This is a genomic window from Natronomonas sp. CBA1123 (genome assembly GCF_009741925.1).
Classification (GTDB): domain Archaea; phylum Halobacteriota; class Halobacteria; order Halobacteriales; family Haloarculaceae; genus Natronomonas.
Genome location: NZ_WPCC01000006.1, coordinates 69864 through 96083 on the forward strand (window position 1 = coordinate 69864; position 26220 = coordinate 96083).

Below are 26220 nucleotides of genomic sequence, written 5' to 3' on the forward strand. Positions count from 1 at the left end.
ATCGACCGGTCCGTCAGGAGGTCCAAAACGCCTTCGTGAACAGCACCAAGACGGGGATGATTTCGATGCGGCCGACCCACATCAAGCCAATCATCACCGCCCGCGTCGACCGCGGAAACGTCGCGTAAGTGCCGTATGGCCCGGCGTCGCCGAACGCCGGGCCGATGTTGAGGAACGTCGATGCCGCCGCGCCGAGGGCCTCGAACTCCGTGACTTCGGTCGGTGCCCGCGTGCCGTCGACGACGATGAACACCGTAAGGAGGGTGAAGATGACGAGGCTCAAGAGCAGGTACGCGTAGATGTCGCGAATCGTCTCCTCCTCGACGGGGTTGCCCGAGACCCGAACCGGACGAACCGCCTCGGGGTGGATGCTGGTGAAGAGGTTCCGCTTGAACGCCTTCAGCGCGACCAGCCACCGCAGTGACTTGATGGAACAGGTCGTCGACCCGACCATCCCGCCGATGAACATACAGAGAAACAGGACGTGTTTGGCGGCCGGCGACCACAACTCGAAGTCAGCACTCGCATACCCCGTCGTCGTCACGATGGAGGCGACGTTGAACACCGCATGTCGGATTGTCGCCTCCGTGTCGAAGGGGACGGTCGGGTCGACTGCCAGCGCCACCCCGACGATGACGCTGCCGGTTGCGACGACGCCCAGATAGAAGTGGAACTCCTCGTTGCGCAGTAGGCGCATCGGTTCGCCGTTGATGGCGAAGTACAGCAGCACGAAACTCGTCGACCCGACGAGCATGAACGGGATGACGGCCCACTGAATCGCGGGCGAGAACGCGCCGATGCTGTTGGGTTCCGGCGAGAACCCCGCCGTCGATACCGAGGTGAGCGCGTGGGCGACAGCGTTGTAGAAACCCATGTTCGGCGCGAGGTTCAGCAGATGGAGCCCGTAGTACACCGCGACCGCCAGCAGCGTCAGGCCGATGTACAGCCCCCAGATGAGCCGTGCCGTCGCGGCGATGCGCGGCGTGAGTTTGCTGACGTTGCGGGTCTGGGTTTCGGTCTCCATCAGTTGGGCACCACCGACCCCGAGTTCCGACAGTATCGCCGTCGCGAGAACGAGGATGCCGAGGCCGCCCAGCCACTGGAGCACTTGCCGCCACATGAGTATCGACCGCGAGTGAATCGAGAAATCACGCAGGACGGTCGCTCCCGTTGTCGTCAGCCCGCTCATCGCCTCGAACATGGCATCGACCGGGTGGGCGATGATGCCGACGCCGGCGACGAAAAACGGAACGGCCCCGACGGCGGCGACCAGGAACCAAATCAACGCGACGGCGAGGAATGCTTCCCGCGGGCCGAGTTCACCGGGTTCGCCGGGGAGCGCACGTAACGACCAGCCGAGGACGACGGTTACGGCGATGGCCGCGAGGAACGGCACTGTCGACTCGCCGTAGTAGAGAGCCACCAATAGCGGAAAACACAGCGGCCCAGCGAGATACAGTAGTATCTGTCCGGTCAAATCGAGGCTGGCGCGCCAGTCGACTCGGACGACCGCCATCTTTCAGACCATCGAGGTGAGTTCGTCGATGAACGACGATTCGACGAAGACGATGAGGTGGTCGCCGGCTTCCAACACCGTATCACCCCGCGGTGTGACGAGTTCGCGGTTCCGCGTCACTGCGCCGATGACCAAGTCGGCGTCGATGTCACCGGCGATGTCCTGTATCGTACGGCCGATGAAGTCGCTGCTGTCGGTCAGCTCCAACTCCAAGACCTCCGCTTGGTCGTCTTCTAACACCGCGACGTTCTCAGCGACCCCTTCGTGGGTGAACCGAGTGATTTCCTCGGCAGTGACTTGTCGGGGATTGATGGCGATGTCGATGCCGATTTCCTCGAACAACGAGACGTAGTCGCCGCTGTCGACGACGGCGACGATGCGGTCGGTACCGATTCGCTTTGCGAGCATCGACACGAGCAGGTTCTTTTCGTCGCTGTCGAGGGCGGCGACGACGATGTCGGCCTCGTCGACGTGCTCGCGGGCGAGGAACTCGGTGTCGGTGGCGTCGTGTTCCATCACGAGCGTGTTCGGTAACTCCTCGGCGAGTTGGCGTGCGCGCTCGGGGTCACGCTCGATGAGTCGCGGTTTCAGTCCCCGGTTTTCGAGCAATCGGGCGGTGTGATAGCCGATTTCGGACCCGCCGATGATGACGATTTCGTCGGCCGCCCCCGGCGTCGTCTCCGGGGCGATATCCGTCGCAAAGTCTTGGACGCTCTCGGGACTGCCGATGACGACCGTCCGGTCGCCGGCCTCGATGAGCGTGTCCCCACGTGGGAGTATCAACTCGCCGTCCCGGAACACGCCCGCGAACGTCAGCGACTCGAAGCGGTCGGCCTCGGCGACGGTCTGACCCGCGACGGGGCTTCCCTCCATGACCTCGAACTCCGCCATCTGGACGCAGCCGCCGGCGAAGGGGTCGACATCGATTGCGGCCGGCAACCCGACGATACGGACGATGTTCTCGGCGCTCAGGAGGTCCGAACACACCATGAAGTCGACGCCGAAGGCCTTCTCGGTGATTTCCCAGGTTCGGAGGTACTCGACGCTCTTGACTCGGGCGATGGTGAACGGACTCGCGAGCGTCTTCGCCGTCTCACAGGCGACGAGGTTCGTCCTGTCGTCGTCGGTGCTGGCGATGACCATGTCCGTCTCTTCGATGCCGGCCTGCTGGAGCGTCGACGAGGCGGTGCCGTCACCCGCCAGCGTCATCACGTCGAGTTCGTACTTGAGTTGGTCGGCCCGTTCGGAGTCGATATCGATGACGACGACGTCGTGGGATTGGGCGAGACTCCCCGCGATGGACGTTCCGACCTCCCCAGCACCGATGATGACGACGTGCATACCGCCGTCCACACGGGCCGACGGTAAGTCGGTTACTATCGGGTATACGCCGACGGAGCCATCGTTTGCTATCTCAATCAGCACCGAGACCGGCCACGAGACGTTACACAGCGTCGAATTCGGTACGATAGGTCTCCATGGCGGCCACTAACACACCGATGACGATGGGACCGACGAATACACCGGTGAAGCCGACCGCGTAGATACCGCCGACGACACCGAGAAGAAGGACACCCGGATTGATGTGTGCCCGTCGGTCGATGACTATGGGTCGAGCGTAGTTGTCGAAGAGACTGACGACGATTAACCCGTACAGCGCCAACAGGACACCGCTTCCGACATCGCCGACGACGACGAGGTAGGCGGCGGCCGGACCCCAGACCATGAACGCACCGATGAGCGGTAACAGTGACAGGATAATCATGATGAACGTCCAGAAGGAAGCGTCGGGAACCCCCGCCACCCAGAGTCCGACACCGGCGAGCAACGCTTGGGCGACGGCCACGGAAATGTGCCCGACGACGACGCCCCACGTGGTGGCATCGAGTTTCTCCAGCAGTCGGTCGGTGACGTGGTCGGGCAGCGGAACGAGGTCGTAGAACCACACGACAAACGCCTCTCCCTCCAACAACAGGTAGTACAGCAGAAACACCATCACAGCGATACCCATCCCGATTTTCAGGGTTGTGGCGACGACGCCGCCGACGCCGCCGAAGAGCACCGTGAATATCTGTTGGGCACTCGATGTGAGTATCTCCGCGAGGTCGACCTCGATGCCAGTCGCTTCGAGGATTTGCGTCTCGACGACGGCGACGTTGAGTCCGGAGCCCCCGCGAGCGATACTGCGTAAATCCGCGACGAACACCGAGATGACGTACAGAAGCGGTGCGACGATAGCCAGAAGCGTCCCGACGATGAGCGCTACGGCCGCCGTCGTCTCACCGAGACGGGCCTCGAGCCGTCGATGAACGGGGTGAAGAACGTACGCGAGTAGCGCCGCCAAGACGACGTACTCCACGAACGGCAAAACGATGATGAACGCGAGGGCTGCGAAGACGCCAATCAGCCCGAGAAGGAACGTCTGACTCCGCTTCATATTTTCAACCGTCAGCGCGGACGAACAAGAGCATTCGGACGGCCGTGCCGTCGGATTCGGAGGCACACACTCCACATCCGACCCACGTGAATTATTAACAAAGAGTGCGGAAGTGAATGAAGGGTGAACTCACATGGGTGGCGAATCGGGGACGGAAGCGAACGCGAACGTACGAGAAGACATCGAGGAGGGACCGGGGTGGTCGCTCGCTAACTGGACGGTCATCGCAGTGTTCACTGCACTAACACTCGTGGGAATGGTGCTTTCCGTCGGCGTCGTCGAACCACTGGTGGCAACCTCATCGAGCGGTACCGACGCAGCCGGCGTAACGGTTCCGCTGTACGTCTATCTGTATGCCGGCCTCGGGGCACTCGGCTACGTGTTCACGAAACTGATGGGCGAACTGGAGCGATACACCGAGTGGGGCGAAATCGAGCAACTGGCCGCGATGGCGATGCGGATTCCGGCCGCGTGGGTACTCGCGGCGGGCGTGTACCTCTTTCTCGGCGACTTCGGCGGTGTCGTCGAGACGTCCGGACCGCGCTTTGCGGCCGGCGTGTCCTTCCTCGTTGGACTGTACGTGAACGTCGCGCTGAAAGCCCTCGGAAGTTTGGCCGACCGGGTCCTCGGCCGCTCGAAAGCGAAGGCCGAGTAGCGCCGCTCATCGGCGGCGGAGACGAAACTCCACTGCTGGTCGGTCAGTGTGCAAAAAATCGGCCGTGGTGATGACGCGATGAACGGCGTGTTAGCCGAACATCTCCCGCATCATCGGATGCATCTCCATCATCTGCTCTTCGGCTATCTCCTCGTACAGTTTGTACGTGATAGACACCGTAAGCAGCAGACCCGTTCCGGAGACCTGACCGATGGTACCGAGCATGTTCGCCATGACCGCGAGCAGTCCCACGAGGGCACCGCCGATGACGGTGACCTGCGGGATGTATCGCTCTAAGACCTTCTCGGTGACGCCGGGCGACTGTCGGAACCCGGGAATCTGCATCCCGGAGTTCTGAATCTGTTTGGCCGTCGCGTTCGGCCCCATGCCCGTCGTTTCCACCCAGAAGATGGCGAAGATGGCGCCGCCGAAAATCATGAACGTGAGGTCGATACCCACACGGAGCATGATTTGCCACGGCGCAGCGGTGGTCTCACCGAGCCACCACATCCAGTCTTCGGGCGTGTAAATCGGCGCGACGTAGTAGAACAGCCCGCCGATCGGTTCGGCGAATCCGCCGGCCTGTGGCTGGGTGTAGTCACCGAGCCACGCCGGCATGCCAGTCCACTGTGCGTTGAGGATGCGGCCGAGGAACTGGACGTTCGCCTGCAGGGCGCGAACGAGAATCATCGGCAGGACGCTCGCGTAGATGAGCTTCACGGGGAAGCGACCACGGGCGCCCTTCACGCGGGAGTGACTCAGTGGAATCTCGACGCGGACGGATTCGGCGTAAACGACCACGCCGAAGATGAACAGCGTCGTGATGAGGCCGAGCAGTTCACCGGGGCCGAGGAACAGGTCGAACAGCCCCGACTGGGTCAGCGGCGAGCCGACCTCGATATCACCGGTGAGGATGCCGACCCACCGCGGGAAGAACCCGACGTAGCCGGCACCCAGACCGCTCCAGGCGATGAAGCCACCGATGAGTCGCTGGCTCACCCCGGCGATAATGAACAGGCCGATACCGGAGCCGACCCCCCACTTCGAGATAATCTCGTCCATGTAGAGGATGAGGAGGCCGCCGACGAAGATTTGGGCGAACATCAGCCACGCCAGTCCCGTCGTCCCGAACGGCAATCCGGCTGCGACCTGCGGACTCGGCTGTAGGAAGCCGGCGAACACCATCGGCAACGCCGTCAGTGCCGTCATCACGACGACAAGGAGCTTCTGGAGGCCCTGATAGATGGCCTGGTCGCGGGGGTTCTCCTCGGTGTCCAGTCCGAGGAGGTCGGCGCCACCGAGCAACTGCAGCACGATGGACGCGGTGACGATGGGACCGATACCGACCTGCAGTAGCGACCCCTGTGCGCCCGCGAGGATGGTTCGGAACTGCCCGAAGATGTCCGAGCTCTGCCCGAGGCCGTAGATGGCCACGTTCGTCAGGAAGAAGTACAACACGAGCACGCCCGCTGTCCAGCCGAGCTTCCGACGGAACGGGACGTGTCCCGTCGGTCGCTTCACTGCGGGCAGGCGCGTGAGTACCGGTTCGGCGACCTCCTTCCAGCTCATTACGCTTCCTCGTTGTCCTCGTCGGTTGTATCTTTGTCGGCCTCTTCGGCGGCTTCACCGCGCTCCGAGAGGACCGCTTCGCCGCCGGCCTCCGAGAGCGCTTCCTCGGCGCTGTCGGAGAAGGCGTCGGCGGTGACCTCCAGAGCGTTGTAGACGCGACCGGCGCCCAGCACCTTCACCGAGTCGGCCTCGTGGCCGTCCTCGACGAGGTCCCGAGCGTCGATGGCGTAGCCGTCGCCGGACTCCTCGGCGACGCCGTCCTCGACGAGAATCGCGATGTCCTCGTCGAGTTCACGGAGGTTGACGGTCTCGACCGTCCGGTCGGTCTTCTGCGGTCGCTTGAAGCCGGATTTGCCGAGCGGTTCGTAGTTGTGGAACTCGTGTTTGTCACGGCCCGCACGACCGCGCCCGCCTCGGTGGCCGGCGCCGCGGCGGTTCTTGTGCGTACCGCCGCCGTGCGTGCGAGAGCCGCGCTGTCGTCGTTTCTTGGATGTCATTATCGCATCGCCTCCAGCAGTGCGTCGATGTCTTCCGTCGAGTGGGGGCCGAGTTGGCCGCCCTCGGTCGTCGGATGCTTGACGCCGTCGTGGCCGCCACGCGGCGGGTGCAGACGGAGCGTCGGCGAGAGCCCCTGTTCTTGGAGCGTCGTCTCCTCGTCGACCAGCGCCGACGCGAGGGCGTCGACGTCGTCGTAGTCGGTGTTCTCGACGACCCACTCGTCGTCGATGTCGGCCGCGCCCTCGGCGGGTTCGGCACGGTTACTGACGAGCAGTGCGACGATGTCCTCGGTGGGTTCGCCGTGGGCGACCCAGTCGTTGACCTTCGTCACCATGCCGCGGTAGGCGTCCGTCTCGGGGACGAACGTGGCGTGGTTGACGCGGTGGAGGTTGAGCATGCCGAGGGTGTCCCGGACGCTCTCGCTTTGGTTGACCTCACCGCGCAGCTGGACGATGGCCCTCATTCGACCACCTCACGCTTTTCGAGGGTTCGCTCGGGAACGCGGGCCTCCGCGGTCGCACGAAGGGCGTTGAACGTCGCCTTCGCGAAGTTGACCGTCGTTCGGGTGTTCCCGCTGGAGCGCGTCCAGATGTCTTCGATGCCCGCGAGTTCGAGAACGTGCCGGACGGTCTCTCCGCCGGCCAGTCCCAGCCCACGCGGGGCGGGCTGTAGTTCGACCTCGACGGAGCCGGCCTTGCCGGTCGTCCGCAGCGCGACGGTGTGGGGGCGGCCGCAGCCACACTCCCAGGACCCACAGCCACGCGAGACGTCGATGATGTTCAGTTTGGCCACGTTGATGGCCTTCTGAATCGCACCACCGACCTGATCGTCTCGACCCTGCGCGTAGCCGACGAAGCCGTCGCGGTTGCCCACGACGACGACACAGCGGAACTTCACGCGTCGACCGGAGTCGGTCATCCGCTGGACCATGTTGATGTCCAGGACCTCGTCGTCCAGTCCAGGGAGGAGCTGGTCGACGATCTCCGGTTCCTTCAGCGGAAGCCCCGACTGCAGGGCGTCACGCATCGAGGTGATCTCGTCCTCTGCTACCTTGCGTCCGAGCCGCGTACGCGGCTCCCATCCGTTACTCATAGTTCATCCTCCAGGCGCTCTCGCACCTCGTCGAAGTGGTCCGGAAGCTCCGTCGCATCGAAGTCGCCGCTGTAGAGGCCGTCCTCTTGTTCGGCGTATTCGGCGATGTGGGTTCCGCGGGTGCGCTGCCAGTCAGCGAACACCTCGTCGTTGTGCGGAATCTCCAGACCTGCGTCGATTGCACCTTCCTGTACTGCGAACGCCTTGTTGCCGGGGGTCGCCGTGTTGAGCCCGATGTCGAGAACTGCCTCTTCGAGGCCGGCCTCGACGGCTCGCTTGCCGGCCAGCAGGCCGGTCAGATACGCCGCGGGCAGGTTGCCCGTTGGGGCTTCCCAGCCGAACTCCTCGAGGTCACTCGAGGAAGCGCTCGCGAGCGTTTCGTCACCGTTCGTGCCGGTCACGACCAGCTGCGCCCTGGTTTGGTTGTTGCTCTTGCGAGCAACGAGGCGTGGCTTTCCGGATTTCAGCAGGCGCAACCTCTGGTGGTAGTTCGTTCGGGCCTCGCGGCGACGCCGCATCGGCACCTTGTATCTTGGTCCCGTTGCCATCAGATTTCACCGTAGTTGTCGTCGATGTACCGTCGCAAGTCCGCGACGCTGTCGAACTCGCCACCGCTGGCTTGGTCGTACAGCTCACGGTACTGCGAGCGGTCGATTTCGCCGTCATCGCGCAGTTCGCGGAGTTCGCGACGCTGTGCGCGGATGCGGCTCGTCCAATCCTCCTTCTTGTTCTGTCGTGCTCCGGCCTTCCCCTTCCGGGAGCCGTGTCCCTTCTGGTGGCCGTAGGAACGCTTCTTCGCCCGTTCGCGAGCCTTGCCGCGGGAGTTGCCCTTGGCCTCGGTCGCGGAGATGACGCCGCTGTCGACGAGCTCTCGGATGTCGTCGCGCGTGATGGCGTCGGCGATTTCGCCCTGTGCGTCGGGGTCGAACTTGACGCGGTTCTTCCCGACGCCGAGCACGTCCGCTGCCAGTCGCTTCTGTGCTTTCAGGTCAGTCATTCCTCTACCTCCACTTCGACGTAGGTCGGGTTGAGCACGCGGATGCCCTCCTCCTCGGCGACCTCCTCGATGCGCTCGCGCTTGCGAGCGCCGACGGTCGAGCCGATTCGGGCGGCTTCCGTGTCCCCGTCGATGCCGTCGAGGTCGTCGACGTTCTCGACGCGAACCTCCTCGAAGCCGCTGGGGTGCTTGCCGCGCACCGCCTTCGGCGTTCGGTAGCCGGCCTCGACTTTCGGGCCCTTGCCCTTGATGCCGCGGCGCTGCTTCGAGAGCCCACCGCGGGGCTTGCGCCACGAGGTCGGCGTCCGCTTTTTCTTGTGGTAATCCTGCCGATTGAACTGCGGCTTGCCGACGCGCTGGCGCTGTTTGAGAAGTCGCTCCTCGTTGTCGCTCAACTCGGGGGTCTTCTCGGCCAGTCCGCGTGGCTGCAGTTCCGTCTCGACGTCCTCGTCGGGCGTCTCCTCGGCTTCCTCCGGTTCGTCCTCTTCGACTTCGGCCTCGGTGTCCTCGGAGACTTCGAGGCCGCCGACGTCGGCTTTGATACGCGCCGCGAGGGCGTTACCGATGCCGTCGACCTCCGCGAGCTCCTCCTGGGAACGCTCGCGGACCTCGTCGACGGTCTCGATGCCGGCCTCTTGCAGTGCCTCGGCCTTCGAGGGACCGACGCCGCTGATGTCGGTCAGTTCTTCGTATTCTTCGTCGTCAGCCATCAGACCTCACCTCGTTCGGGCGTCTGTGTGATGTAGACGCCGTCCTGGAAGACGCGGGTGTCCTTGTCGGGAACCCGGGTCAGCTGTTCGATGTCGGCCGCCGTCTGGCCGACGTCCTCGATACTCGGGCCCGTGATGGTCAGCTCCTCGCCGTCGACCGAGACCTCGGTGTCGCCGCGGACGGGCGTCCGTCGCGGCGCCTTCTCGCCGAGGAAGTTCTCGATGACGACCGCTCCGTCCTGGACGGAGACCTGCATGGGGAAGTGAGAGTAGAACACTTCCATGTTGTACTCCCAGCCCTCGGTCACGCCGTGAATCATGTTCGTGACGTGGCTCTGGAAGGTGCCGACCGTGGCACGGGCTTTCGCGTTCTCGTCGTCGGTCTCGATGACGACCGAACCGTCCTCGACGGACACCGTCACGTCGGGGTACCAGAGGCGTCGCGTGACGCTCCCGTTGTCCCCTTCGACGGTGATGTCGAAGTGGTCCATCGTCGCCGTGACCTCGTCCGGAATGTCGATTTCCTTTCGCATGGTCAGTAGACGTACGCGATCACTTGGCCACCGATACCCTGTTCGCGGGCCTCGTAGTGGCTCATCACGCCGTGGCTGGTCGTGACGACGAGCGTCCCGTAGTCACGGGCGGGGAGGAACCGCTTCTCCCACTTCTCGTAGTCGTCGGCGCCCGCCGAATAGCGGGGTTTGACCGCGCCACACTCGTTGATCGCTCCTTTCAGTTCGACCTCGAATCGACCGGCTTTCCCGTCGTCGACGAATTGGAATCCGTCGACGTACCCGCGGTCGTAGAAGACCTCGAGTACGGAGCCGATTTCGTTCGAGGCGGGCTGTATCGTCTGCTCTAGGTGGCCGACGCTCTCGGCGTTGTCGAGTCCCGACAGCGCGCTGGCCAGTGGGTCGTTGTCCGCCATTGTTAGCTGTACTTCTTGAAGCCCATGCCACGGGCGACTTCGCGGAAGCACTGTCGGCACAGCCAGATGTCGTACTTGCCGACGAGTCCTTGCTCGCGCCCGCAGCGCTGGCATGCTTCGAGCTGGCCCGTTCGCTTTGCGGCCTGCTCGCCTGTCTCTTGTTCGGATTCGCTCATTCGGTCACCTCCACGTCGTAGTTCGCTTCGAGGAACGCGATGGCGTCCTCGGCGGTCAGTCGGTGGTTCGACGGAATCGGCTGGGACACCTTGTCGCGCTTCGTCACGCGGTAGCCCGGCCGGACGAGGTTGACCGTCACGTCGAGACCAAAGATCCCGATGGTCGGGTCGTACTCCTGGCTCGGGAAGTCGGTGTGCTCCTCGATGCCGAAACTGAAGTTGCCGGTCTCGTCGAACTGCTTCGCCGAGATGTCGGCGATATCCAGTGCGGTTTCGAGGAACGCCTCCGCGGCCTCGCCGCGGAGCGTGACCTTCGCACCGATCGGGTCGCCCTCGCGGACGTTGAAGTCCTGAATGGTGCGTTTCGCCGTCGTTCGAACCGGCTGCTGTTCCGTGATTTCGCCGAGAATGCTCTCGGCTGTCGCGAGCGGCTCACCGCCTTCGCCGACGCCCATGTGGGCGACGACCTTCTCGACGGTCGGCTCGCGCATCTCGTGGAACTCCGAGTCGGCTGATTCCGAGCTCATTCGTCGTCACCTCCGTCCGTGAAGTTCTCGTCGATGACGACGACGTACTCCTCGACCGTCTCGAAGCGGTCGTCGTCGCCCTCGATGAGGACGTTGTTCGCCGAGGAACCGGGCGTGACCTGAATCTCGTCGATGGTCCCGATTCGACCGGCGTGTGCGCCACGAACGGCCGTCACGAGGGCGCCCTCCTCGTAGGTGAAGTGGGCGACGACCTCGCCGTCGTCGTTGGAGACGACGATGGAGTCGTTCGTGTCGTACTCGGACGCGTCGTCGACGAGCAGTGTCTGGCCGTCGTGCAGCGTCAACTGCGTGTCGCCGCCAGTGATCTGCGTCTTGCCGATGATTTTGCCGAGTTTCGAGCCCGCGGAATCGGCGTCGATGGGCGTCAGCGAGAGCCGACCACCCTCGTCGGGGAACACGCGGTAGTACTCCTCACGTTCGACGAACGCGAGGATGTCGAACATCCCGATCGGTCGACGCTCGTCGGAGACGGCCTTCCCGTTGATGAGAACGCTGTCCTGTTCGAGCGCGTAGCGCGCTTCCTTCTTCGAGTCGACGTAGCCGAGCACGTCGCGCAGGACGATGAGGAGCGGAACCCCCTCCTCGCCGTGCGGACCCGCGGCGGCCTTCGTCGTGTAGGTCTCCTCTTTCCGTTCGACCGGCCACGACTTCGGAACCGAGAGTCGTTTCTGGTGTTTCGTCATTCGTTATCCTCCTCCAGTCGCGCCTCGCGCACGTCGTCGGAGAGGTCCAGCTCGGTCACCTGGACGTTGCTGGCTTCGAGCGGACGGGGAACCTCCTCGCCGTCCGCCGTCTCCTGGGTCACTTCCTCGACGTGGATGACGGCCGCACGGAGGTCGACGTCGATGACCTCGCCGGCGTCGCCGGCGAAGTCGCCGCGTTGGACCTCCACGGTGTCGCCCACGTTGACGCGGACGCTCCGCTGGCCGTACTCCTCGCGGAGCTCCGGCGAGAGCGGCGCACGAACCTGCTTCTGCTTCTCGTGCAGCGGGGCGCGCTCCTGTCGATTGCGCTGTTTGGTTGGTTGTCGTGTCATACTATCATCGTCGCCGTGCTGGCGATGCTCCCGAATCGCTCTGCGACTTCACGAGCGATGGGACCCTTGAGTTCGGTCCCGCGGGGCTCTTCGTTCTCGTCGATGATGACGGCCGCGTTGTCCTCGAATTTGAGGCGCGTGCCGTCCGGACGACGGACCGGCTTGCGCTGGCGGATGATGACCGCTTCCAGCACCTGCCGCCGCATCTCCGGCGTCCCTTTCGTGACCGAGACGGTCACCTTGTCACCGAGACCCGCCTTCGGGTGTCGGTTCTTCGTCCCCGAGTAGCCGGAGACGGAGATGACCTTCAGCTCTCGTGCGCCCGTGTTGTCGGCACAGGTGATGAGCGAGCCCTTCTCGAGCCCCTGAGTGACGTCGGCGTTCAGCGCCTCCATCACTCCTCACCTCCCGCGACTTCGACAACGACGTGGCTCTTCGTCTTCGAGAGCGGTCGTGTCTCTGCGATCTTTACTTCATCGCCGACCGAGAGCGGCTCCAGTACCTCCGGCACGTGGGCCGGAATGCGCGACCGCCGCTTCATGTAGCGGTCGTACTTGGGTACCTTCACGTCGTACTCTCGCTCGACGACGACGGTACGTTCCATGTCTGTCGAGACGACCGTCCCCTCGATGACCTGCCCGCGGACGGGCAACTCACCGAAGAACGGACACGTCTCGTAGTCGTACTCCTCCGGATTATCCGGTTCCGGAGGCTGAGTTACGTCGAGTCCTATTGCCATAGTGAACCTCCAATCTGCTCGGTGCGTCGGGCGGGGCGAGCGACGAGCCGTTCGCCGTCGACCACCACGTCGGTGGAATCGACGGTGAACCGGAACGTCGCCGCGGCCTTCGGCACCTGTTTGACCCCGTCGCTCGTCGCCACGAGCAGCATGTTCGTCGTCTCGTCGACGACGCGCCCGGCTATCCCGACGAGGTCGGGGTTGGGCGAATCGGTGACCTCGACATCGAGGCCGGCGAGTTCGTGGCGAACGAGCGACTTTGGGGTCATTCTTCGAAGTCGCCCTCCTCGCGCTGAACCGTCTTCAGGCGCGCGATGGTTCGTTTGAGTTCGCCGATGCGACCCGGGTTCTCCGGGGCACCACCGGCGGCGAGGACGGCCTTCTCGTTGAGCAGCTCGGTTTCGAGCTGTTCGAGCTCCGTCTCGCGCTCGGCGGGCGTCATGTCGCGGATTTCGTCGACGTGTAGGATGGCCATTATTCCTCAGCCTCCTCGTTTTCGTCTTCGTCCGCTTCCGCTTCCATCTCCTCGACGAGGTCGGCCGCTTCGGCCTCGATGTCCTCGTCGAGTTCTTCCGGTTCGTCCTCTTCCGCGGAGTCCGGCGGCGACGTCGGCGATGCGCCTTCCTCGCTGTCGACCTCCTCGTCGATGATTTCCTCTTCGATGTCGTCGGGGACCTCCGTCTCCGCCGCCTCGTCGGCGACTTCCTCGGGCTCGGTGCCGACGGATTCGGCTTCGGCGTCCTCGGGCTCTTCGAGGAGGTCCTCGATTTCGCCTTCCGGCTCTTCGACGAAGTCCTCGACCTCGACGTCCTCGTAGACCTCGAAGTCGTCGGGGAGTTCCGCGTTCGGCGGGATGATTTTCACACGCACGCCGATGGTGCCGAGTTTCATGACCGCGACGCCGACGCCGCTGTCGACGATGGTCTCGGCGGGTTCGCCGTTGTGCTTGATGTAGCCGCGGTTGAACTTCTCCACGCGTGAGCGTGCGCCCGTCACTTTCCCGCTCAGGACGATTTCGGCGCCGAGGGCGCCGGAGTCCATGATGCGGTCGATGGTCGTGTGACCGGCCTTCCGGAAGTACCAACCCCGTTCGAGGGCGTTGGCGAGTCGGTCGGCGACGATCTGGGCGTTGAGGTCCGGTTCGTCGACCTCCTGAACGTCGATTTGCGGGTCTTCGAGGTTGAACCGCTCCTCCAGTTCAGTGGTGATTTTCCGGATGTTCTTCCCGCCTTTGCCGATGACCATACCGGGCTTTTCGGCCTTGAGCACAATCTGGGTGCCCATCGGCGTCTTCGCGACGTCCATCCCGCCGTAGCCGGCACGGGAGAGTTCGTCCGAGAAGAACTCGTCAATCTGGGTTCGCTGAAGCCCGTTCTCGATGAATTGGTGTTCGTCTGCCATTATTCGTCCTCCTCCTCGCTTTCGAGGATTAGTTCCACGTCGACCTGCGGGGTGTTCCACTCCGAGGCGCGACCGAACGCGCGGGGCTTCTGTCCCGGCGATTCGCCGACCTTGTGGGCGGCGATGTGGGCGATGGTCATCGCCTCACCGTCGAAGCCCTGGTGGTCGGCGTTGTTGATGGCGTTCTCCAGGAGGTCGAGGAAGGCCTTCGAGGCCTTGTTGGGGTACCGACCCGCGTCCCAGCCCTCGATGTCGTTTCGGTGGCCGACACCGGAGTTGTGGGACTTGAACGGGACGGACTTCTCCTCGTTGACGACCGCTTCGAGGTACTCGACCGCATCGGAAGCGGTCTTGCCCTTGATTTCGCGGGCGATCTCCTTGCTGTGCTTGTGGCTCATGTGACGCTCCCGAAGCATGGCTTTCGCCGTTTTGTCCGGGTCGGCGTCGACTGAGTAGCTGATTCCCATGATTATTTGAGCGGGACGAACTTCGAGGAGCGGGTAGCCCCGATGCCCGCCTGTCCGTGTTCGACGGACGAACGCGTGAGCTGGAACTCGCCGAGATAGTGCCCGATCATCTCGGGTTCGATCTCGACGCGTTCGAAGCTCTGGCCGGTGTAGACGGCGAACGTCAATCCGACGAACTCCGGCAGGATAGGCATATCCCGCAGGTGGGTTCGAATCGGGTCGTTCGCGGTCTCCTCGGCGCCACGCGAGCGTGCCTTCTCGAGCAGTTTCTGCTTTTCAGTCGAGAGGCCCCGCTTGATAGTTCGCCGCTGTCGGGCGGGAAGCAGTTCCGCAACCTCGTCGAGTTCCAACTCCTGCAACTCGTCGAGCGTGTGACCACGGTAGGTGAAGTCACCCTCGTGGCCGATTTGGTATTCCGAACTCATTCTCTACCTCCTTTGCCGCCCCGACCGGTCCGCTTGGAGGCGATGTCGCCCACCTTGCGGCCCGGCGGCGCGTCCCGGGAGATGCTTTTGGGTTTGCCGGGGTGCTGTCGGCCGCCGCCACCGAAGGGGTGGTCGACGGCGTTCATCGCGACACCGCGGACGCGCGGGTACTTCGTGCCCCGCGATTTCATCTTGTGATGCTTGTTGCCGGCCTTGACGAACGGCTTCTCCGTTCGACCGCCGCCGGCGACCACGCCGATGGTGGCGCGGCAGTCCGGCGACAGGCGGCGCATCTCGCCGCTGGGCAACTGGACGACCGCCGCGTTGCGGTCGTGAGTGAGAAGCGTCGCGTTCACGCCGGAGGCGCGTGCGAACTTCCCACCGTCGCCGGCCTGTCGTTCGACGTTACACACCGGAACGCCCTCGGGAATCTCCGCGAGTGGGAGTGTGTTCCCGGGAGCGATTTCGGCGGAGACGCCGACCTGAATCGTGTCGCCGACGGTGATGCCCTCGGGTGCGAGGACGAGTCGGCGGTCGTCGTCGTCGAACTGGACGTCGGCGAGCGGCGCACTCCGTGCGGGGTCGTGCTCGATGTCGACGACCTCACCGGAGATGACGTCCGCGTCCTCGACGTTACGGTGCGAGAGGTCCGCCTTGTAGCGGTGCGACGGCGCCCGGAACGTGGACGTACCGCGACCGCGTCGTTGGCCTTGGATTCGTCGTCCCATGTTCAGAACACCCCGATTCGCGATGCGACTTCCTGTGCGTCGTCGTCCTCGGAGAGACGCACGGTCGCTTTCTTCTCGCCGTTCATCGTATTCTGCGTGTTAATCGACGCGACGGCCACGTCGAACTGCGCCTCGATAGCGTCGGCGATTTCGCCTTTGGTGGCTCCGGAGTCACAGATGAACTGCAACTTGTTCTCGAAGTCCATGGCGTTCATCGCCTTCTCGGTGACGAGCGGGTGTTTCAACGTCATCGCTCGGCCACCTCCTCGAGGGCGCTTTCGGTCCACAGCGTGAGTCGCCCGGCGTGGGTGCCGGGAGCGAGGTCTTCGGTGTTGACCTCGGCGGCGGTCGTCACGTCGGCGCCCGCGAGGTTGCGGGCGGCCAGCGAGGGCTCCTCGCTCGTGACGACGAGAATCGACTTCGGCTGGGTGTACTTCCGGCCACGGGTCGTCCCGCGTCCGGCTCGGACGGACTTGCCGTCCTCGGCGCGCTCGATGTCCGAATAGACACCGAGTGCCTCGAGCGTCTCGACGGCCTCCTTCGTCTTCTGGAGGTCCTCGAACTCGTCGGAGATGACGAGCGGAATCTCGAGGTCTCCGTCGAAGTCGTGGCCGCGTTCGGCGACGAGGTCGCCGTCCGCGGTCGCCGCGATGGCGCTGCGGGTGGCGAGTTTGCGCTCTTTCGTGTTGATGTCGAGTCCGCGGTCCTTCTCGACCTTCGGCGGGTGTGCCGGTCGGCCGGAGACGGCCTGGGGCACCTCCCGGGCACGCCCGTTCTGTCGGGGGACGTGCGCCATCCCGCGGCCGCTGCCGTGGGATTCCGCCGGGGTTCGAAGACCCGCGTACTCGTCTGTACCGGAGTCCTGCTGTCGGTTGGCCTGTGCGGCGAGGACGGCGCGCTTGATGAGGTCGGGCCGGAACTGCGTCTCGAAGACGTCCGGCAGGTCGACCTCGCCCGCGTCGTCGCCGTTCAGGTCACGTACTGTTGCCTTCATGGGTTATCCCTGATTGGAGACGGTGGAGACGTAGCGCACCTCGGGGTCGAGGCGCGGTTGGTCGGCAGGTCGCACCGCCGGTCGGAAGCGCACGAGGCGCTTGTTCGGACCCGGCACGGAGCCTTTCACCAGCGCGTAGGCGCCGTCGACCTCGCCGTAGTTGACGAAGCCACCGTCGGGGGTGACTTCCTCGTCGCCGAGGGCGAGCAGGCGCTTGTTCAGTTCGGTGCGCTGGTGGTAGCCGGTCTGGCCCTGTTGGGGGACCGTCGACCGGACGCGCGAGGGGTTCCACGGGCCGAGGTTGCCGATACGTCGGCGCCAGCCCTGGCGGGCGTGTTTGCCCTTCCGCTTCTGGACGCCCCATCGCTTGACGGGACCCTGCGTCCCCTTGCCCTTCGTGATACCCGCGACGTCGGCGTACTCGCCGGCACGGAACACGTCCGTGGCCGCGTGCTCCCCGCCGTCGTCGACGAGGTCGAGACCGAACTCGAATCGGTCCGCGAGCGAACCGCCGCCGACGCGTGTCTCCATCACGTCGGGACGTTTCTTCGGAACGCTCGAAAGGCCGCTCGGGACGGTGTGGGTGATGATCCGCACGTCAGCGAGGTCACCCGCGTCGAGTGCCTCCCGAATCTGGCCTTCGGCGTCTCCGGTCTGTTCTTCTGGGACGGACAGTGCCCGTTCGAGGTCCTCGTGGACCTCGTCGGTCCACACCTCGGTCAGGGGGCGCTGTCCGTACGGCGTGTCTTCGTAAGCTCGGACGGCGACAGCCCGCATCGGTGGCGTCTCGACGACGGTCACCGGGACGGTCTCCTCCTGGCCCTCTCGGGGGGAGTTGGGCTCGTCGTTGATAGCAACGACGTGACTCATGCCGGCCTTGTATCCGGCGAAGCCTTGGAGCCCGGGCTGTCCCTCGTCGTCCGGCCAGGAGTTGAAGCGCGGGACCTCACTGGCCGCACGGCTGCGGGGGCTGAAGCCCATCGAGCCTTTGCGTGGTCTGCTTGGTTGTGGCATTGTGTCTCACTCTAGTGTGAGGGGCGCGAGCGTGGCGAACACCGCTTCTTCGGTGCGCACGACCTCGCTACCCTGGTTCGGAACCGTATTGAGCCAAAGGTCGAACCGCGCTTTGGGTTCGTCATCGCTGATGACCTCCTCGCCTGGCTGACAGTCGAGTATCTCCGGCAGTCCCCGTTCCGGGGCGCCGAAGGTGACTGTCAGGCCGTCGGTGGCCGTCCGCTCGACCAGTTGGTCGAGGCGGTCGACCGTCAACTCCTCACCGTACCGGGAGGCGGCGATGCGCACGCCGGCGTCCGGTCGTGTGAGGGCGTCGTCGATGGTCGCGCGTTCCACCGAGAACCCCGGAAGGGGTTCGTCGACGAGTTTCGCGCGAACCGGCCGTCGCGAAGAGACCCTGATGGTGACGCGCTCCCCCTCCTCGACCGCCATCGATGGCGGGACGGGGAGGGAGATCGGGTGTTGCAGTCCGCAATTGACCCGAACGCGCCCGTCAGATCCGACCTCGGTCACGATTCCCTGTCTTAACGACCCCGAACCGTCCGATCCGGAGCCGGTCTGTGAGCGGATGCGGAGCGGCGGCAGGATGCCGGCGTACTCCAGTTCGTCCCGCTGGGCCCACACCTCCTTTCGGAGGTACGGTGCCGTTGCGGCGTACGACAGTACCGTGTCGACGAACCCGTCGCCGAACCGCCCGTCGTCGCCCCCTCGGTCGGGGTAGACGACGAGTCGGTCCACCCGGAAGATGACCGCCGCGCGTGCGACGTAACCGAGTTTGCGAGTCGCCTCGCGTTTGTCCTCGGCCTCCCGGGTCAAAGACGACGGCACGAGTACGCTGCGTGTCATGCCGTGTCGCTTCCGTTTCCGTTCACCAGACTGTGCTATCCCTTCAGAATCCTAGCTTAAAAGTATCGCGGTATGCACCCGCCGTGTCGGCCGTTGACAGGCGTTTCGGGGTGTGGCGCGTTGCCAAGCGACGGACGGCCACGCAGTCGGCGGTTTCGCAAGCCTTTTATCCATCTCCCCGGTACGAGTTGATGCGAAAGGCGCGCTGGTAGTGTAGTGGTATCACGTGACCTTGCCATGGTCACAACCGGGGTTCAAATCCCCGCCAGCGCATTTCTGTAATGAGCAACACACCGAGTACCGCGAGCGTCAGCGAGCGTGTACTCGGACGGACGCGAATCACGAATGCGGTCGGGATTTGAATCCTGGAAGTCGCGCGCAGCGAACGGAGTGAGCGAGCACGTCTGCCTCCGGTTCAACATCCCCCACGGGTTTCTGTGACGATTACTCGACGAGATAGTCGACGATTTCTTCGGTTACCACGTCCGGCCGTTCCTGATGCATGAAGTGACCTGCTTCGCGCACGCGCACGACGCGACAATCCTCGATGATTTCGCCGGCGTGGTCGAACAGCGCCGGGCCGATACAGCCGTCGTTCTCCCCGGCGATGGCGAGCGTCGGCGTCTCGACGGGCGGCGTGTCCTCGAGTGAGGGGAGGTTCCCTCGGGCCATCGACGACAGCTGTGGCCCGACCGTATCCCGGTAGTACTCGACGGCGTGTTCGACCGTTTCGCCGGTTCTGAACGTCTCTTTGACCGATTCGATGCGCTCGTCGGAGTAGTCCCAATCGGGGCTCCACAGCCCCCAGAGGAACTCCACGAGCGCGAACTCCCGCCATCGGAGGGCGCGTTCGGGCGCGTCCGGAACCTGGAAGAACCACATGTACCAACTGCGGAGCAGCTGTCGCGGATGTTCCAACAGCAACCCTTCGAATCCCGGCGGAACGGCCATCGTGACCATCTTCGAGAACGCCGTCGAGTCGACCCGGTCGGCAGCGTAGGCGGCGACGGCGCCCCAGTCGTGGCCGACGAGGACGGCGTCGTCGGTTTCGAAGCGCTCGCCCAGAGTCTCGGCGAGAGCGACGGCGTCGGCGCCGAGCGCCATCGCAGAGTAGTCGCCGTCCGGTGCGGGGTCGGTCGGACCGTACCCGCGCATGTACGGCGCGACGGCGGTGAAGCCGGCGTCGGCCAAAGCATCGAGAATCGGTGCCATCGAACCGGCATCGTCGGGGAAGCCGTGTAGACAGACCGCGAGGCGGTCGCCGTCGCCCGCGCGGAGACACTCGAAGGTGAGGCCGTTGGCGTCGACAGAGAGTCGGTCGAAATCGGTGTCGCTCATGCAGACGGCGTCGGCGGGCGGCTATTTATCCCTTGGTGCCCTCGCTTCTGTATGAGCGTCGTCGCACTCCTCAGCGTCGCACCGGTCGTCGAAGACAGCATGGCCAGCGAGGTCGCAGAGGCCGTCGCCGCCCTCGACGAGTTCGACGTGTCCTACGAGACCAACCCGATGGGAACCGTCGTCGAAGCCGACGACATCGACACGCTGCTCGCGGCAGTCGGCGCCGCACACAAGGCCGTCGACGCCGACCGCGTGAGCACGTTCCTGAAAATCGACGACAAACGGACGCGGGACCAGCGCGCAAGCGAGAAGGTCGCCGCCGTCGAGCGGGAACTCGGTCGCGAAGCCAGACGGGAGCGTTGAATCCCCACGCCACTGACCACGCCGTACGAATCGGCGCCTGTCCGGCGCGATAAGGAAAAGGCATATCCCCCGTCCACCGTACCTTCGAGCATGAGCACACCCCCCGGCGAGTACTACACTGAAGAGCGGTGGAACAACTGGCTCGACCGACTCCGGGACGAGGACATCGACCCCGAGGACGAGGATTCCGCACGCCTGCTGTTGAACCTCCAGGACGACGCCGCCATCGCCGTCGTGAAAATCGTCGCCGAGTACGAGGACGGCGAAATCGACGACGATGCCGCCCTCGAGGAGTTGGCCCGCGTCCGCGACATCGTCCTCTCGGAAGTAGACTTCGAGGACGAGGAAAAGCGCATGCTCATCGACGGCGTCCAGACCTCGCTTGTCTGTGTCTTCTACGCCGCCGAGGAGTACGTCGCCGGCGGCCCACCGGAGGAGGGCTCGGTCACCGAGTACATCCGCGCGGCCGCCGACGCCGAAGCCGAAGAGGACGTCGACGCCGCCCTCGCCTACTGCGCCCAGGCCGGGACGCTATTGTTCGACGGCGAGTCGCTGGACATGGACGTCGCCGAGGACATCGAGTACGGCCTCGTCGCCGAGTGGGTGAACGGACTGGATTCGCTGGGGACCGCCCTCGCCGACCCCGAAGTCATCGACGAAGACGAGTAACGCCGCTGATTTCGGCGTGGTGTTTTTATCCTCGACGCGCGAACGGCCGCTATGACATTCGCCGATGACGAACGTGGCCAACCAGTCGTCATCGGAGCGTTGCTTATCTTTACGATACTGATTTTGGCCTTTTCTGGGTATCAGGCATTCGTTGTTCCACAGCAGAACGCCGAGGTGGAGTTCAACCACAACCAAGAGGTACAAAACGACATGCAGGATACCCGTAGTTCTATCCTCCGGACTGCGGGCCAAGGAACTCGGCAGTCAACCGCCGTAAAACTCGGTACGACCTACCCAAGTAGGGTAATCGCGTTGAATCCCAGTCCGGCCGCGGGAACGCTACGCACGGGGGAGGAACTCACCGTATCCATTCGTAACGCCGAAGCGGACGGAGAAGCGGGCGACTACTGGGATGGAACCACGACTCGTTCATTCTCTACAAGGCCGGTCAGCTATCGTCCCAACTACAACCTCTACGACAACGCACCGACAACGACCATCGAACACGCAGTCATCTACAACGGTTTCGACGACGGAACACTACTACCACAAAGTGGCCAACCTATCGTCTCCGGGCGTTCACTGTCGTTCGCGCTTATTGATGGAGAGTACAGCCAGAATGGCTTCCAGAGTACGTCGTTCGACACGCGTCCAGTGAGCACGTCGTCGAATCGTGTTTCAATCGAGAGCGACGGGTCGCCTATCGAGATACAGTTCGAGACGGAAATCCCCGAGTCAGTTTGGGTTGGCGAACTACTCAACAATCAAATCGATGGGGCTGCTTCGAGCGACACTACCTGTGCTGATGTCGGGACTGGTGGAGACACGGACCCCGACCGATATATCCAAGATTGTACGTACGATGATACGACCGACCCGAACACCCTGACGATTGTTCTCGAAGCGGATGCGACCTACGACCTTCAGACGGACAAGGTCGGTGTTGGAGATGGTAGCGTTGACGCACCAACAACGGCGTATATCACCACAGAAAGCGGCGATGGCGCAACCATTTCGGATGGGAGCAATCAACGCGTCGTTGCGGAAGTCCGTGACGAATACGGGAATCCGCTATCGGGCGTCGATACCTGTGCAGAGGTGACGAGTGGTGGCGGAAGCATTGCCGAGTCACCGACAACAGCGACGACCGGCGAAGATGGACAAGTCTCGTTCACGTATCAAGCCCCGAGCGATACGTCCACGAACGCCGAAGTCACCGTTGCATACACCTGTACCGGTAGCAACAATCCGGTGCCCGGTGCGCCGAACAGTGAATCCGCGATTTTCGAGATACAGGTGTTCAACACGGATGGCGGCGGACCCGGTCCGAGTTCGGACGCGCTCATCACGGCTGTAGAGCCGAATCCTGCGAAACTCACCGATGCCAACGGTGAATTTGTTCGTCTGCAGATTCCTTCGGGTGTCGATACGAACGGGTGGACACTCAGCGACGACGACGCGAGCTACGGCATCTCACAGGATTTCGATGGAGAAGTGTACCTGGCTCGAGATAAGACCGCATTCGAAGACCAGTGGCCAGTTGATTCCTCGAAGGTCTTTGAGTGGAGCAGCATCCAACTCGCCAACACAGGAGAAACCATCGAGCTGATAGATTCGAGCGGAAACGTCGTCGATAGGATGGGTTACGGGGATGGTTCCTTTAGCGATGGAAGTTCGGTCACTCAACCGACAGACGGAGACGTTGCCTACCGAACCCAAGACGGTGGCAACTTCGAAGACACCGACAGCGAAAGCGACTGGGCACAGCAGGCGGAGTGTGACTTCTTCGGTGGCGGCGATGGGTGTAGCGGTGGTAATCAAGCACCGACTGTAACGGTTGACAATGTTGACTACAGCTCTTCTGAAAAAGAATTGACGGTGGAGTTTACACCGGACGATGCCGATGGAAATCTGGATACAGCAGAGATAATCATAAAAGATAAAAACGGCAACCAAGACGCTATCAGACAAGGAATAGACATATCCAATCAGGAAGGAACTAAAGTCACTGAAACATTTTCCAACCTGAACAAGGGTGGGAGACCTTACACAGCAACTGTCACAGTAACAGACACCGACAGTGCCACGGACTCTGATTCAGGAACAAGTAATTGAATTAGCTGATATTTCGACAATCGACGAACCACACGTCGACAAACACTTATACTAAACCACCAACCCCACCTACATGACCAGCGTAGGCATCGACGCCATCGCCATCCACGCCGGCAAACTGAAACTCGACCTCGCGGAGACGTTCGCGCCCGCGATGGGCGACGAACCCGAGAAGTACACGAAGGGACTCGGCCTGCACGCCAGTTCCTTCCCGGACACCTACGAGGACATCGTGACGATGGGGGCCAACGCCGCCCACAAACTGATGGAGCGGAAGGGGTTGGAGCCCGAGGACATCGGCCGCATCGACGTGGCCACCGAGAGCGCCTTCGACCACTCCAAGCCCGTCTCGACGTACATCGCGGGCTGTCTGGAGCAGGTCTTCGAGGGTGACTTCCACCACGCCAACAAGGGCGAACGGAAGTTCGCCTGCGTCGCCGGGACCCAGAGCATCGACGACGCCTTCAACTGGATTCAGGCCGGGCGCAATCGCGGTCGGTCGGCGCTCGTCATCGCCACCGACACGGCGCTGTATGCGCGTGACGACCCCGGTGAGTCGACGCAGGGTGCCGGCGCCGTGGCGATGCTCATCAGCGAGGACCCCTCACTCGTCGAGCTGTCGACCGAGCAGGGCTACGGCTCGGCCGACGAGACGGACTTCCTGAAACCCCAACAGCAGTTCCCCAGTGTCGACGGCAAGCGCTCGGTACAGGTGTATCTCGCACGGATGCGGGAGGCCCTCGTCGACTACCAGAGCGTCGCCGGCGAGGTCCACCCCTACGACATCCGGCTGGTGCCGTTCCACACGCCGTTCCCGGGGATGGTCCGGAAGGCCGCCGTGTTGGGCTACCGGCACATGATTCGCAACACCGAAATCGAGGACGCCCTCGCCGAGGAAATCGGGCCCCAACCTCGCGAGGAGGCCTTCGAGGATGACGACGAGTATCTCGACGCCGTCCGGGAGTACACCGATGCCCTCCAGGACACCGACCGTTATCGGGAGTGGTACGACCGGGTCGTCGACCCGACGTTGACCATCTCCCGGCACGTCGGCAACTGGTACACCGGGTCGGTTCACGTCGCCCGCGTTTCGGGGCTGAAGGAACTCGCCGAGGCCGGCGAGGACGCGACGGGTGCGACGTTGCTCGTCGGCTCCTACGGGTCGGGCGCCCAAGCCGAGATTCATGCCGAGACGGTCCAGCCGGGCTGGAAGGACGAAATCGAGGCGCTGGACATCGACGAGCAGCTCGAATCGCGCTACGACCTCACCTTCGAGGAGTACGAGACGGTCCACGACGCCCACAACCACGACGAAGAGCGGAGCTCGAGGAGTTCACCGCCCCCGACGGCGAGTTCGTCTTCGACGGCTGGGGTCGGATGGGCGAGCGGAAGTACGACTACGTGGACTAGAACACCCACTTTTTACAAGGCGGGGTTTCCTCGCTTCCTTCGGTCGCTGCGGGAACCCGCCTCGCAAAAACATGGGAAAAACGACCCGGACGCTCCCTTCGGTCGCGTCCGGAGTGGTTCGAAAGACGCCAGAGGCGTCTTTCATCAGTAAGCAAATCGAAGATTTGCGAGCTATACAGGAGCTCTGCTCCTGTGGTATGCGAAAAGAGCGCGAAGCGCTCTTTTCAGCAAACCGCTCGTCTGTTTGGTAATCGTTCGAAGCATGAATCTCCGCGCGAGCGAAGCGAGCGCGGTTCGCGGCGACGAGACGGCGCAGCCGTCGAGTCGCCGTAGCGAGAACCGACTACCGCGCGCCGAAGGCGCGCGACTGGAGGTTCTCGCGCATATTTTCCCCAAGTTTTTGCCACAGAGGCGTGTTCGCCCTTGGCGAACCGCCGGAGTGTGCAAAAAGTGGGTGTTAGTCCGCGTTCGGCGTCGGCGCGTCCTCGGTCAGCGCGAGCACGTCGTCGAAGAAATCGAGCGTGTCGTTGGGGCCGGGGTTCGCTTCGGGGTGGTACTGGCGGGTGATGATGTCGAGTTCGTCGCTCTCGAGGCCTTCGGGGGTGTCGTCGTTGACGTTGATTTGCGTGACTTCGAGCTGTCCGGGTTCGGAGACGGTGTAGCCGTGGTTCTGGGTCGTCATGACGACCTTCTTCGAGCGGAGGTCCTGAACCGGTTGGTTGACGCCGCGGTGGCCGAACTCCATCTTCTCGGTTTCGCCGCCGAGGGCTTCGGCGATGACCTGCTGGCCGAGACAGATGCCCGCAAGCGGTAGTTCTCCGACGTACTCGTCGACGAGGGCGGCGGCGGCCTCGAAGTTCTTGGGGTCGCCGGGACCGTTGGAGATGAACAACACATCGGGGTCGACCGACGCCACGTCGGCGACAGTGGCGTTGTACGGGAGGATTTCGACCGTCGCGTTCCGTTCGACGAGCGATTCGGTGATAGAGCCCTTCGCGCCGCAGTCGACGAGCGCGACGGTGGGGCCGTCGCCGTCGGGGTTGTGTGTGAGTCGCTCGTCAGTGGATACCTGCGAGCCGATGTCGGTGTGCTCGCTCATGCCCTTACAGTCGGCGAGTTCTTCCTTCGCAGCCTCGGGGGTCGCCTCGGGGCCGGCGGCGATGCCGCACTTCATCGCACCGCCCTCTCGGATTCCGGTGACGAGGTCGCGGGTGTCGAGATGGTCGACGGCGGGGACGCCCTCGCTTTCGAGCCACTCGGCGACGTCCTCGGTGAGTTCGCGGGCGACGACGGCGCGGGGATGGACGCGGTCGGACTCGAAGCGCTCCTCTCGGACGCCGTAGTTGCCGATGAGCGGGTACGAGAACGTCAGCACCTGTTCTTCGTAACTCGGGTCGGTGAGCGACTCCTCGTAGCCGGTGTAGGCTGTCGTAAACACCAGTTCACCACGACTGCGGCCGGGAGCGCGAGCGCGTGCCTCCACGACACGCCCGCTTTCCAGCGCCACGTAGGCATCCGTCATTACGAGATGCGTATGAAGCACCCCCAA

Annotated in this window: 33 protein-coding genes, 1 tRNA gene and 2 pseudogenes; 6 read left to right on the forward strand and 30 right to left on the reverse strand. The window is 63.6% G+C overall.

Annotated features, from left to right (window positions below; genetic code table 11):
- Nucleotides 1-13 precede the first annotated feature (13 nt).
- The 3 genes from GJ631_RS04835 to GJ631_RS04845 all read right to left on the reverse strand — a co-directional run bounded on the left by GJ631_RS04835 (nt 14) and on the right by GJ631_RS04845 (nt 3953).
- Nucleotides 14-1516, reverse strand: a complete 1503-nt coding sequence (locus tag GJ631_RS04835; RefSeq protein WP_156708057.1) for a TrkH family potassium uptake protein — start codon at nt 1514-1516, stop codon at nt 14-16.
- A gap of 3 nt (nt 1517-1519) precedes the next feature.
- A complete protein-coding gene (gene trkA, locus GJ631_RS04840) occupies nt 1520-2857 on the reverse strand; it encodes a Trk system potassium transporter TrkA (RefSeq protein ID WP_156708058.1) in 1338 nt (445 codons plus the stop codon).
- 103 nt (nt 2858-2960) lie between these two features.
- Nucleotides 2961-3953 (reverse strand): AI-2E family transporter, encoded by a 993-nt coding sequence (locus tag GJ631_RS04845; protein WP_156708059.1) that lies wholly within the window; start codon nt 3951-3953, stop codon nt 2961-2963.
- 133 nt (nt 3954-4086) lie between these two features.
- On the opposite strand from GJ631_RS04845, the gene GJ631_RS04850 reads away from it, so the two are divergent.
- Nucleotides 4087-4608, forward strand: a complete 522-nt coding sequence (locus tag GJ631_RS04850) for a hypothetical protein (RefSeq protein ID WP_156708060.1) — start codon at nt 4087-4089, stop codon at nt 4606-4608.
- Nucleotides 4609-4698: 90 nt separating this feature from the next.
- Here GJ631_RS04850 and secY read toward each other — a convergent pair whose 3' ends face one another.
- The 25 genes and pseudogenes from secY to GJ631_RS04975 form a co-directional block, all read right to left on the reverse strand.
- Complete coding sequence (gene secY, locus GJ631_RS04855) at nt 4699-6177, reverse strand: preprotein translocase subunit SecY (protein ID WP_156708061.1); 1479 nt, start codon at nt 6175-6177, stop codon at nt 4699-4701.
- Nucleotides 6177-6674, reverse strand: a complete 498-nt coding sequence (locus GJ631_RS04860) for an uL15m family ribosomal protein (protein ID WP_156708062.1) — start codon at nt 6672-6674, stop codon at nt 6177-6179. Before GJ631_RS04860 ends, secY begins: the two co-directional genes overlap by 1 nt.
- A complete protein-coding gene (locus tag GJ631_RS04865; RefSeq protein ID WP_156708063.1) occupies nt 6674-7138 on the reverse strand; it encodes a 50S ribosomal protein L30 in 465 nt (154 codons plus the stop codon). Before GJ631_RS04865 ends, GJ631_RS04860 begins: the two co-directional genes overlap by 1 nt.
- A complete protein-coding gene (locus GJ631_RS04870; protein WP_156708064.1) occupies nt 7135-7767 on the reverse strand; it encodes a 30S ribosomal protein S5 in 633 nt (210 codons plus the stop codon). The genes GJ631_RS04865 and GJ631_RS04870 overlap by 4 nt, the downstream gene beginning before the upstream one ends.
- The gene (locus GJ631_RS04875; protein ID WP_156708065.1) at nt 7764-8315 is read right to left on the reverse strand and encodes a 50S ribosomal protein L18; all 552 of its coding nucleotides are present in this window, start codon (nt 8313-8315) and stop codon (nt 7764-7766) included. The genes GJ631_RS04870 and GJ631_RS04875 overlap by 4 nt, the downstream gene beginning before the upstream one ends.
- Nucleotides 8315-8764: a 50S ribosomal protein L19e gene (locus tag GJ631_RS04880; RefSeq protein WP_156708066.1), complete on the reverse strand. Its 450-nt coding sequence runs from the start codon at nt 8762-8764 to the stop codon at nt 8315-8317. The genes GJ631_RS04875 and GJ631_RS04880 overlap by 1 nt, the downstream gene beginning before the upstream one ends.
- Nucleotides 8761-9474: a 50S ribosomal protein L32e gene (locus tag GJ631_RS04885; RefSeq protein WP_156708067.1), complete on the reverse strand. Its 714-nt coding sequence runs from the start codon at nt 9472-9474 to the stop codon at nt 8761-8763. Before GJ631_RS04885 ends, GJ631_RS04880 begins: the two co-directional genes overlap by 4 nt.
- Nucleotides 9474-10007, reverse strand: coding sequence for a 50S ribosomal protein L6 (locus tag GJ631_RS04890; protein ID WP_156708068.1), 534 nt, complete (start codon nt 10005-10007; stop codon nt 9474-9476). The genes GJ631_RS04885 and GJ631_RS04890 overlap by 1 nt, the downstream gene beginning before the upstream one ends.
- Before the next feature lie 2 nt (nt 10008-10009).
- Entirely contained in the window at nt 10010-10402 is a 393-nt protein-coding gene (locus GJ631_RS04895) for a 30S ribosomal protein S8 (RefSeq protein ID WP_156708069.1), read from the reverse strand.
- 2 nt (nt 10403-10404) lie between these two features.
- Nucleotides 10405-10578: a 30S ribosomal protein S14 gene (locus GJ631_RS04900; protein ID WP_156708070.1), complete on the reverse strand. Its 174-nt coding sequence runs from the start codon at nt 10576-10578 to the stop codon at nt 10405-10407.
- A complete protein-coding gene (locus tag GJ631_RS04905) occupies nt 10575-11105 on the reverse strand; it encodes a 50S ribosomal protein L5 (RefSeq protein WP_156708071.1) in 531 nt (176 codons plus the stop codon). Before GJ631_RS04905 ends, GJ631_RS04900 begins: the two co-directional genes overlap by 4 nt.
- Nucleotides 11102-11809, reverse strand: a complete 708-nt coding sequence (locus GJ631_RS04910) for a 30S ribosomal protein S4e (RefSeq protein ID WP_156708072.1) — start codon at nt 11807-11809, stop codon at nt 11102-11104. Before GJ631_RS04910 ends, GJ631_RS04905 begins: the two co-directional genes overlap by 4 nt.
- Nucleotides 11806-12162 (reverse strand): 50S ribosomal protein L24, encoded by a 357-nt coding sequence (rplX, locus tag GJ631_RS04915; RefSeq protein WP_156708073.1) that lies wholly within the window; start codon nt 12160-12162, stop codon nt 11806-11808. Before rplX ends, GJ631_RS04910 begins: the two co-directional genes overlap by 4 nt.
- Nucleotides 12159-12557: a 50S ribosomal protein L14 gene (locus tag GJ631_RS04920; protein ID WP_156708074.1), complete on the reverse strand. Its 399-nt coding sequence runs from the start codon at nt 12555-12557 to the stop codon at nt 12159-12161. The genes rplX and GJ631_RS04920 overlap by 4 nt, the downstream gene beginning before the upstream one ends.
- Nucleotides 12558-12574: 17 nt before the next feature.
- A pseudogene (locus GJ631_RS04925) lies at nt 12575-12901 on the reverse strand (30S ribosomal protein S17); the annotation flags it as partial.
- Entirely contained in the window at nt 12892-13170 is a 279-nt protein-coding gene (locus GJ631_RS04930; protein WP_156708076.1) for a ribonuclease P protein component 1, read from the reverse strand. The gene GJ631_RS04930 and the pseudogene GJ631_RS04925, both read right to left, overlap by 10 nt.
- Nucleotides 13167-13376 (reverse strand): 50S ribosomal protein L29, encoded by a 210-nt coding sequence (gene rpmC, locus GJ631_RS04935; protein ID WP_156708077.1) that lies wholly within the window; start codon nt 13374-13376, stop codon nt 13167-13169. The genes GJ631_RS04930 and rpmC overlap by 4 nt, the downstream gene beginning before the upstream one ends.
- Nucleotides 13376-14302 carry a 30S ribosomal protein S3 gene (locus GJ631_RS04940; RefSeq protein WP_156708078.1) on the reverse strand — a complete coding sequence of 309 codons (927 nt, stop codon included), beginning with the start codon at nt 14300-14302 and terminating at the stop codon, nt 13376-13378. Before GJ631_RS04940 ends, rpmC begins: the two co-directional genes overlap by 1 nt.
- Complete coding sequence (locus tag GJ631_RS04945) at nt 14302-14769, reverse strand: 50S ribosomal protein L22 (RefSeq protein WP_156708079.1); 468 nt, start codon at nt 14767-14769, stop codon at nt 14302-14304. The genes GJ631_RS04940 and GJ631_RS04945 overlap by 1 nt, the downstream gene beginning before the upstream one ends.
- A 2-nt stretch (nt 14770-14771) precedes the next feature.
- Complete coding sequence (locus GJ631_RS04950; protein WP_156708080.1) at nt 14772-15194, reverse strand: 30S ribosomal protein S19; 423 nt, start codon at nt 15192-15194, stop codon at nt 14772-14774.
- The gene (locus GJ631_RS04955; RefSeq protein ID WP_156708081.1) at nt 15191-15922 is read right to left on the reverse strand and encodes a 50S ribosomal protein L2; all 732 of its coding nucleotides are present in this window, start codon (nt 15920-15922) and stop codon (nt 15191-15193) included. The genes GJ631_RS04950 and GJ631_RS04955 overlap by 4 nt, the downstream gene beginning before the upstream one ends.
- A gap of 2 nt (nt 15923-15924) precedes the next feature.
- Nucleotides 15925-16173, reverse strand: a complete 249-nt coding sequence (locus GJ631_RS04960; protein WP_156708082.1) for a 50S ribosomal protein L23 — start codon at nt 16171-16173, stop codon at nt 15925-15927.
- Nucleotides 16170-16916, reverse strand: a complete 747-nt coding sequence (rpl4p, locus tag GJ631_RS04965) for a 50S ribosomal protein L4 (RefSeq protein WP_156708083.1) — start codon at nt 16914-16916, stop codon at nt 16170-16172. The genes GJ631_RS04960 and rpl4p overlap by 4 nt, the downstream gene beginning before the upstream one ends.
- Nucleotides 16917-16919: 3 nt before the next feature.
- A complete protein-coding gene (locus tag GJ631_RS04970) occupies nt 16920-17930 on the reverse strand; it encodes a 50S ribosomal protein L3 (RefSeq protein ID WP_156708084.1) in 1011 nt (336 codons plus the stop codon).
- A gap of 6 nt (nt 17931-17936) precedes the next feature.
- Complete coding sequence (locus GJ631_RS04975; RefSeq protein WP_156708085.1) at nt 17937-18776, reverse strand: putative RNA uridine N3 methyltransferase; 840 nt, start codon at nt 18774-18776, stop codon at nt 17937-17939.
- 202 nt (nt 18777-18978) lie between these two features.
- Between GJ631_RS04975 and GJ631_RS04980 the strand changes: the two genes are divergently transcribed.
- Nucleotides 18979-19049: transfer RNA gene (locus tag GJ631_RS04980), tRNA-Gly, on the forward strand.
- Between the two features lie 171 nt (nt 19050-19220).
- On the opposite strand, the gene GJ631_RS04985 is transcribed toward GJ631_RS04980, so the two are convergent.
- Nucleotides 19221-20114, reverse strand: coding sequence for an alpha/beta fold hydrolase (locus GJ631_RS04985; protein ID WP_156708086.1), 894 nt, complete (start codon nt 20112-20114; stop codon nt 19221-19223).
- A 51-nt stretch (nt 20115-20165) separates the two neighbouring features.
- Between GJ631_RS04985 and GJ631_RS04990 the strand changes: the two genes are divergently transcribed.
- The 4 genes and pseudogenes from GJ631_RS04990 to hmgB all read left to right on the forward strand — a co-directional run bounded on the left by GJ631_RS04990 (nt 20166) and on the right by hmgB (nt 24671).
- Nucleotides 20166-20477 (forward strand): MTH1187 family thiamine-binding protein, encoded by a 312-nt coding sequence (locus GJ631_RS04990; protein ID WP_156708087.1) that lies wholly within the window; start codon nt 20166-20168, stop codon nt 20475-20477.
- 90 nt (nt 20478-20567) lie between these two features.
- Nucleotides 20568-21146: a DUF2150 family protein gene (locus GJ631_RS04995; protein WP_156708088.1), complete on the forward strand. Its 579-nt coding sequence runs from the start codon at nt 20568-20570 to the stop codon at nt 21144-21146.
- A 51-nt stretch (nt 21147-21197) separates the two neighbouring features.
- On the forward strand, nt 21198-23261 hold the full coding sequence (locus GJ631_RS05000) for a hypothetical protein (protein WP_156708089.1): 2064 nt from the start codon (nt 21198-21200) through the stop codon (nt 23259-23261).
- Nucleotides 23262-23334: 73 nt separating this feature from the next.
- Nucleotides 23335-24671: pseudogene (hmgB, locus tag GJ631_RS05005) on the forward strand (hydroxymethylglutaryl-CoA synthase).
- 457 nt (nt 24672-25128) lie between these two features.
- Here the strand turns inward: hmgB and carA are convergent.
- The gene (gene carA, locus GJ631_RS05010) at nt 25129-26193 is read right to left on the reverse strand and encodes a glutamine-hydrolyzing carbamoyl-phosphate synthase small subunit (RefSeq protein ID WP_156708090.1); all 1065 of its coding nucleotides are present in this window, start codon (nt 26191-26193) and stop codon (nt 25129-25131) included.
- Between the last annotated feature and the right edge of the window lie 27 nt (nt 26194-26220).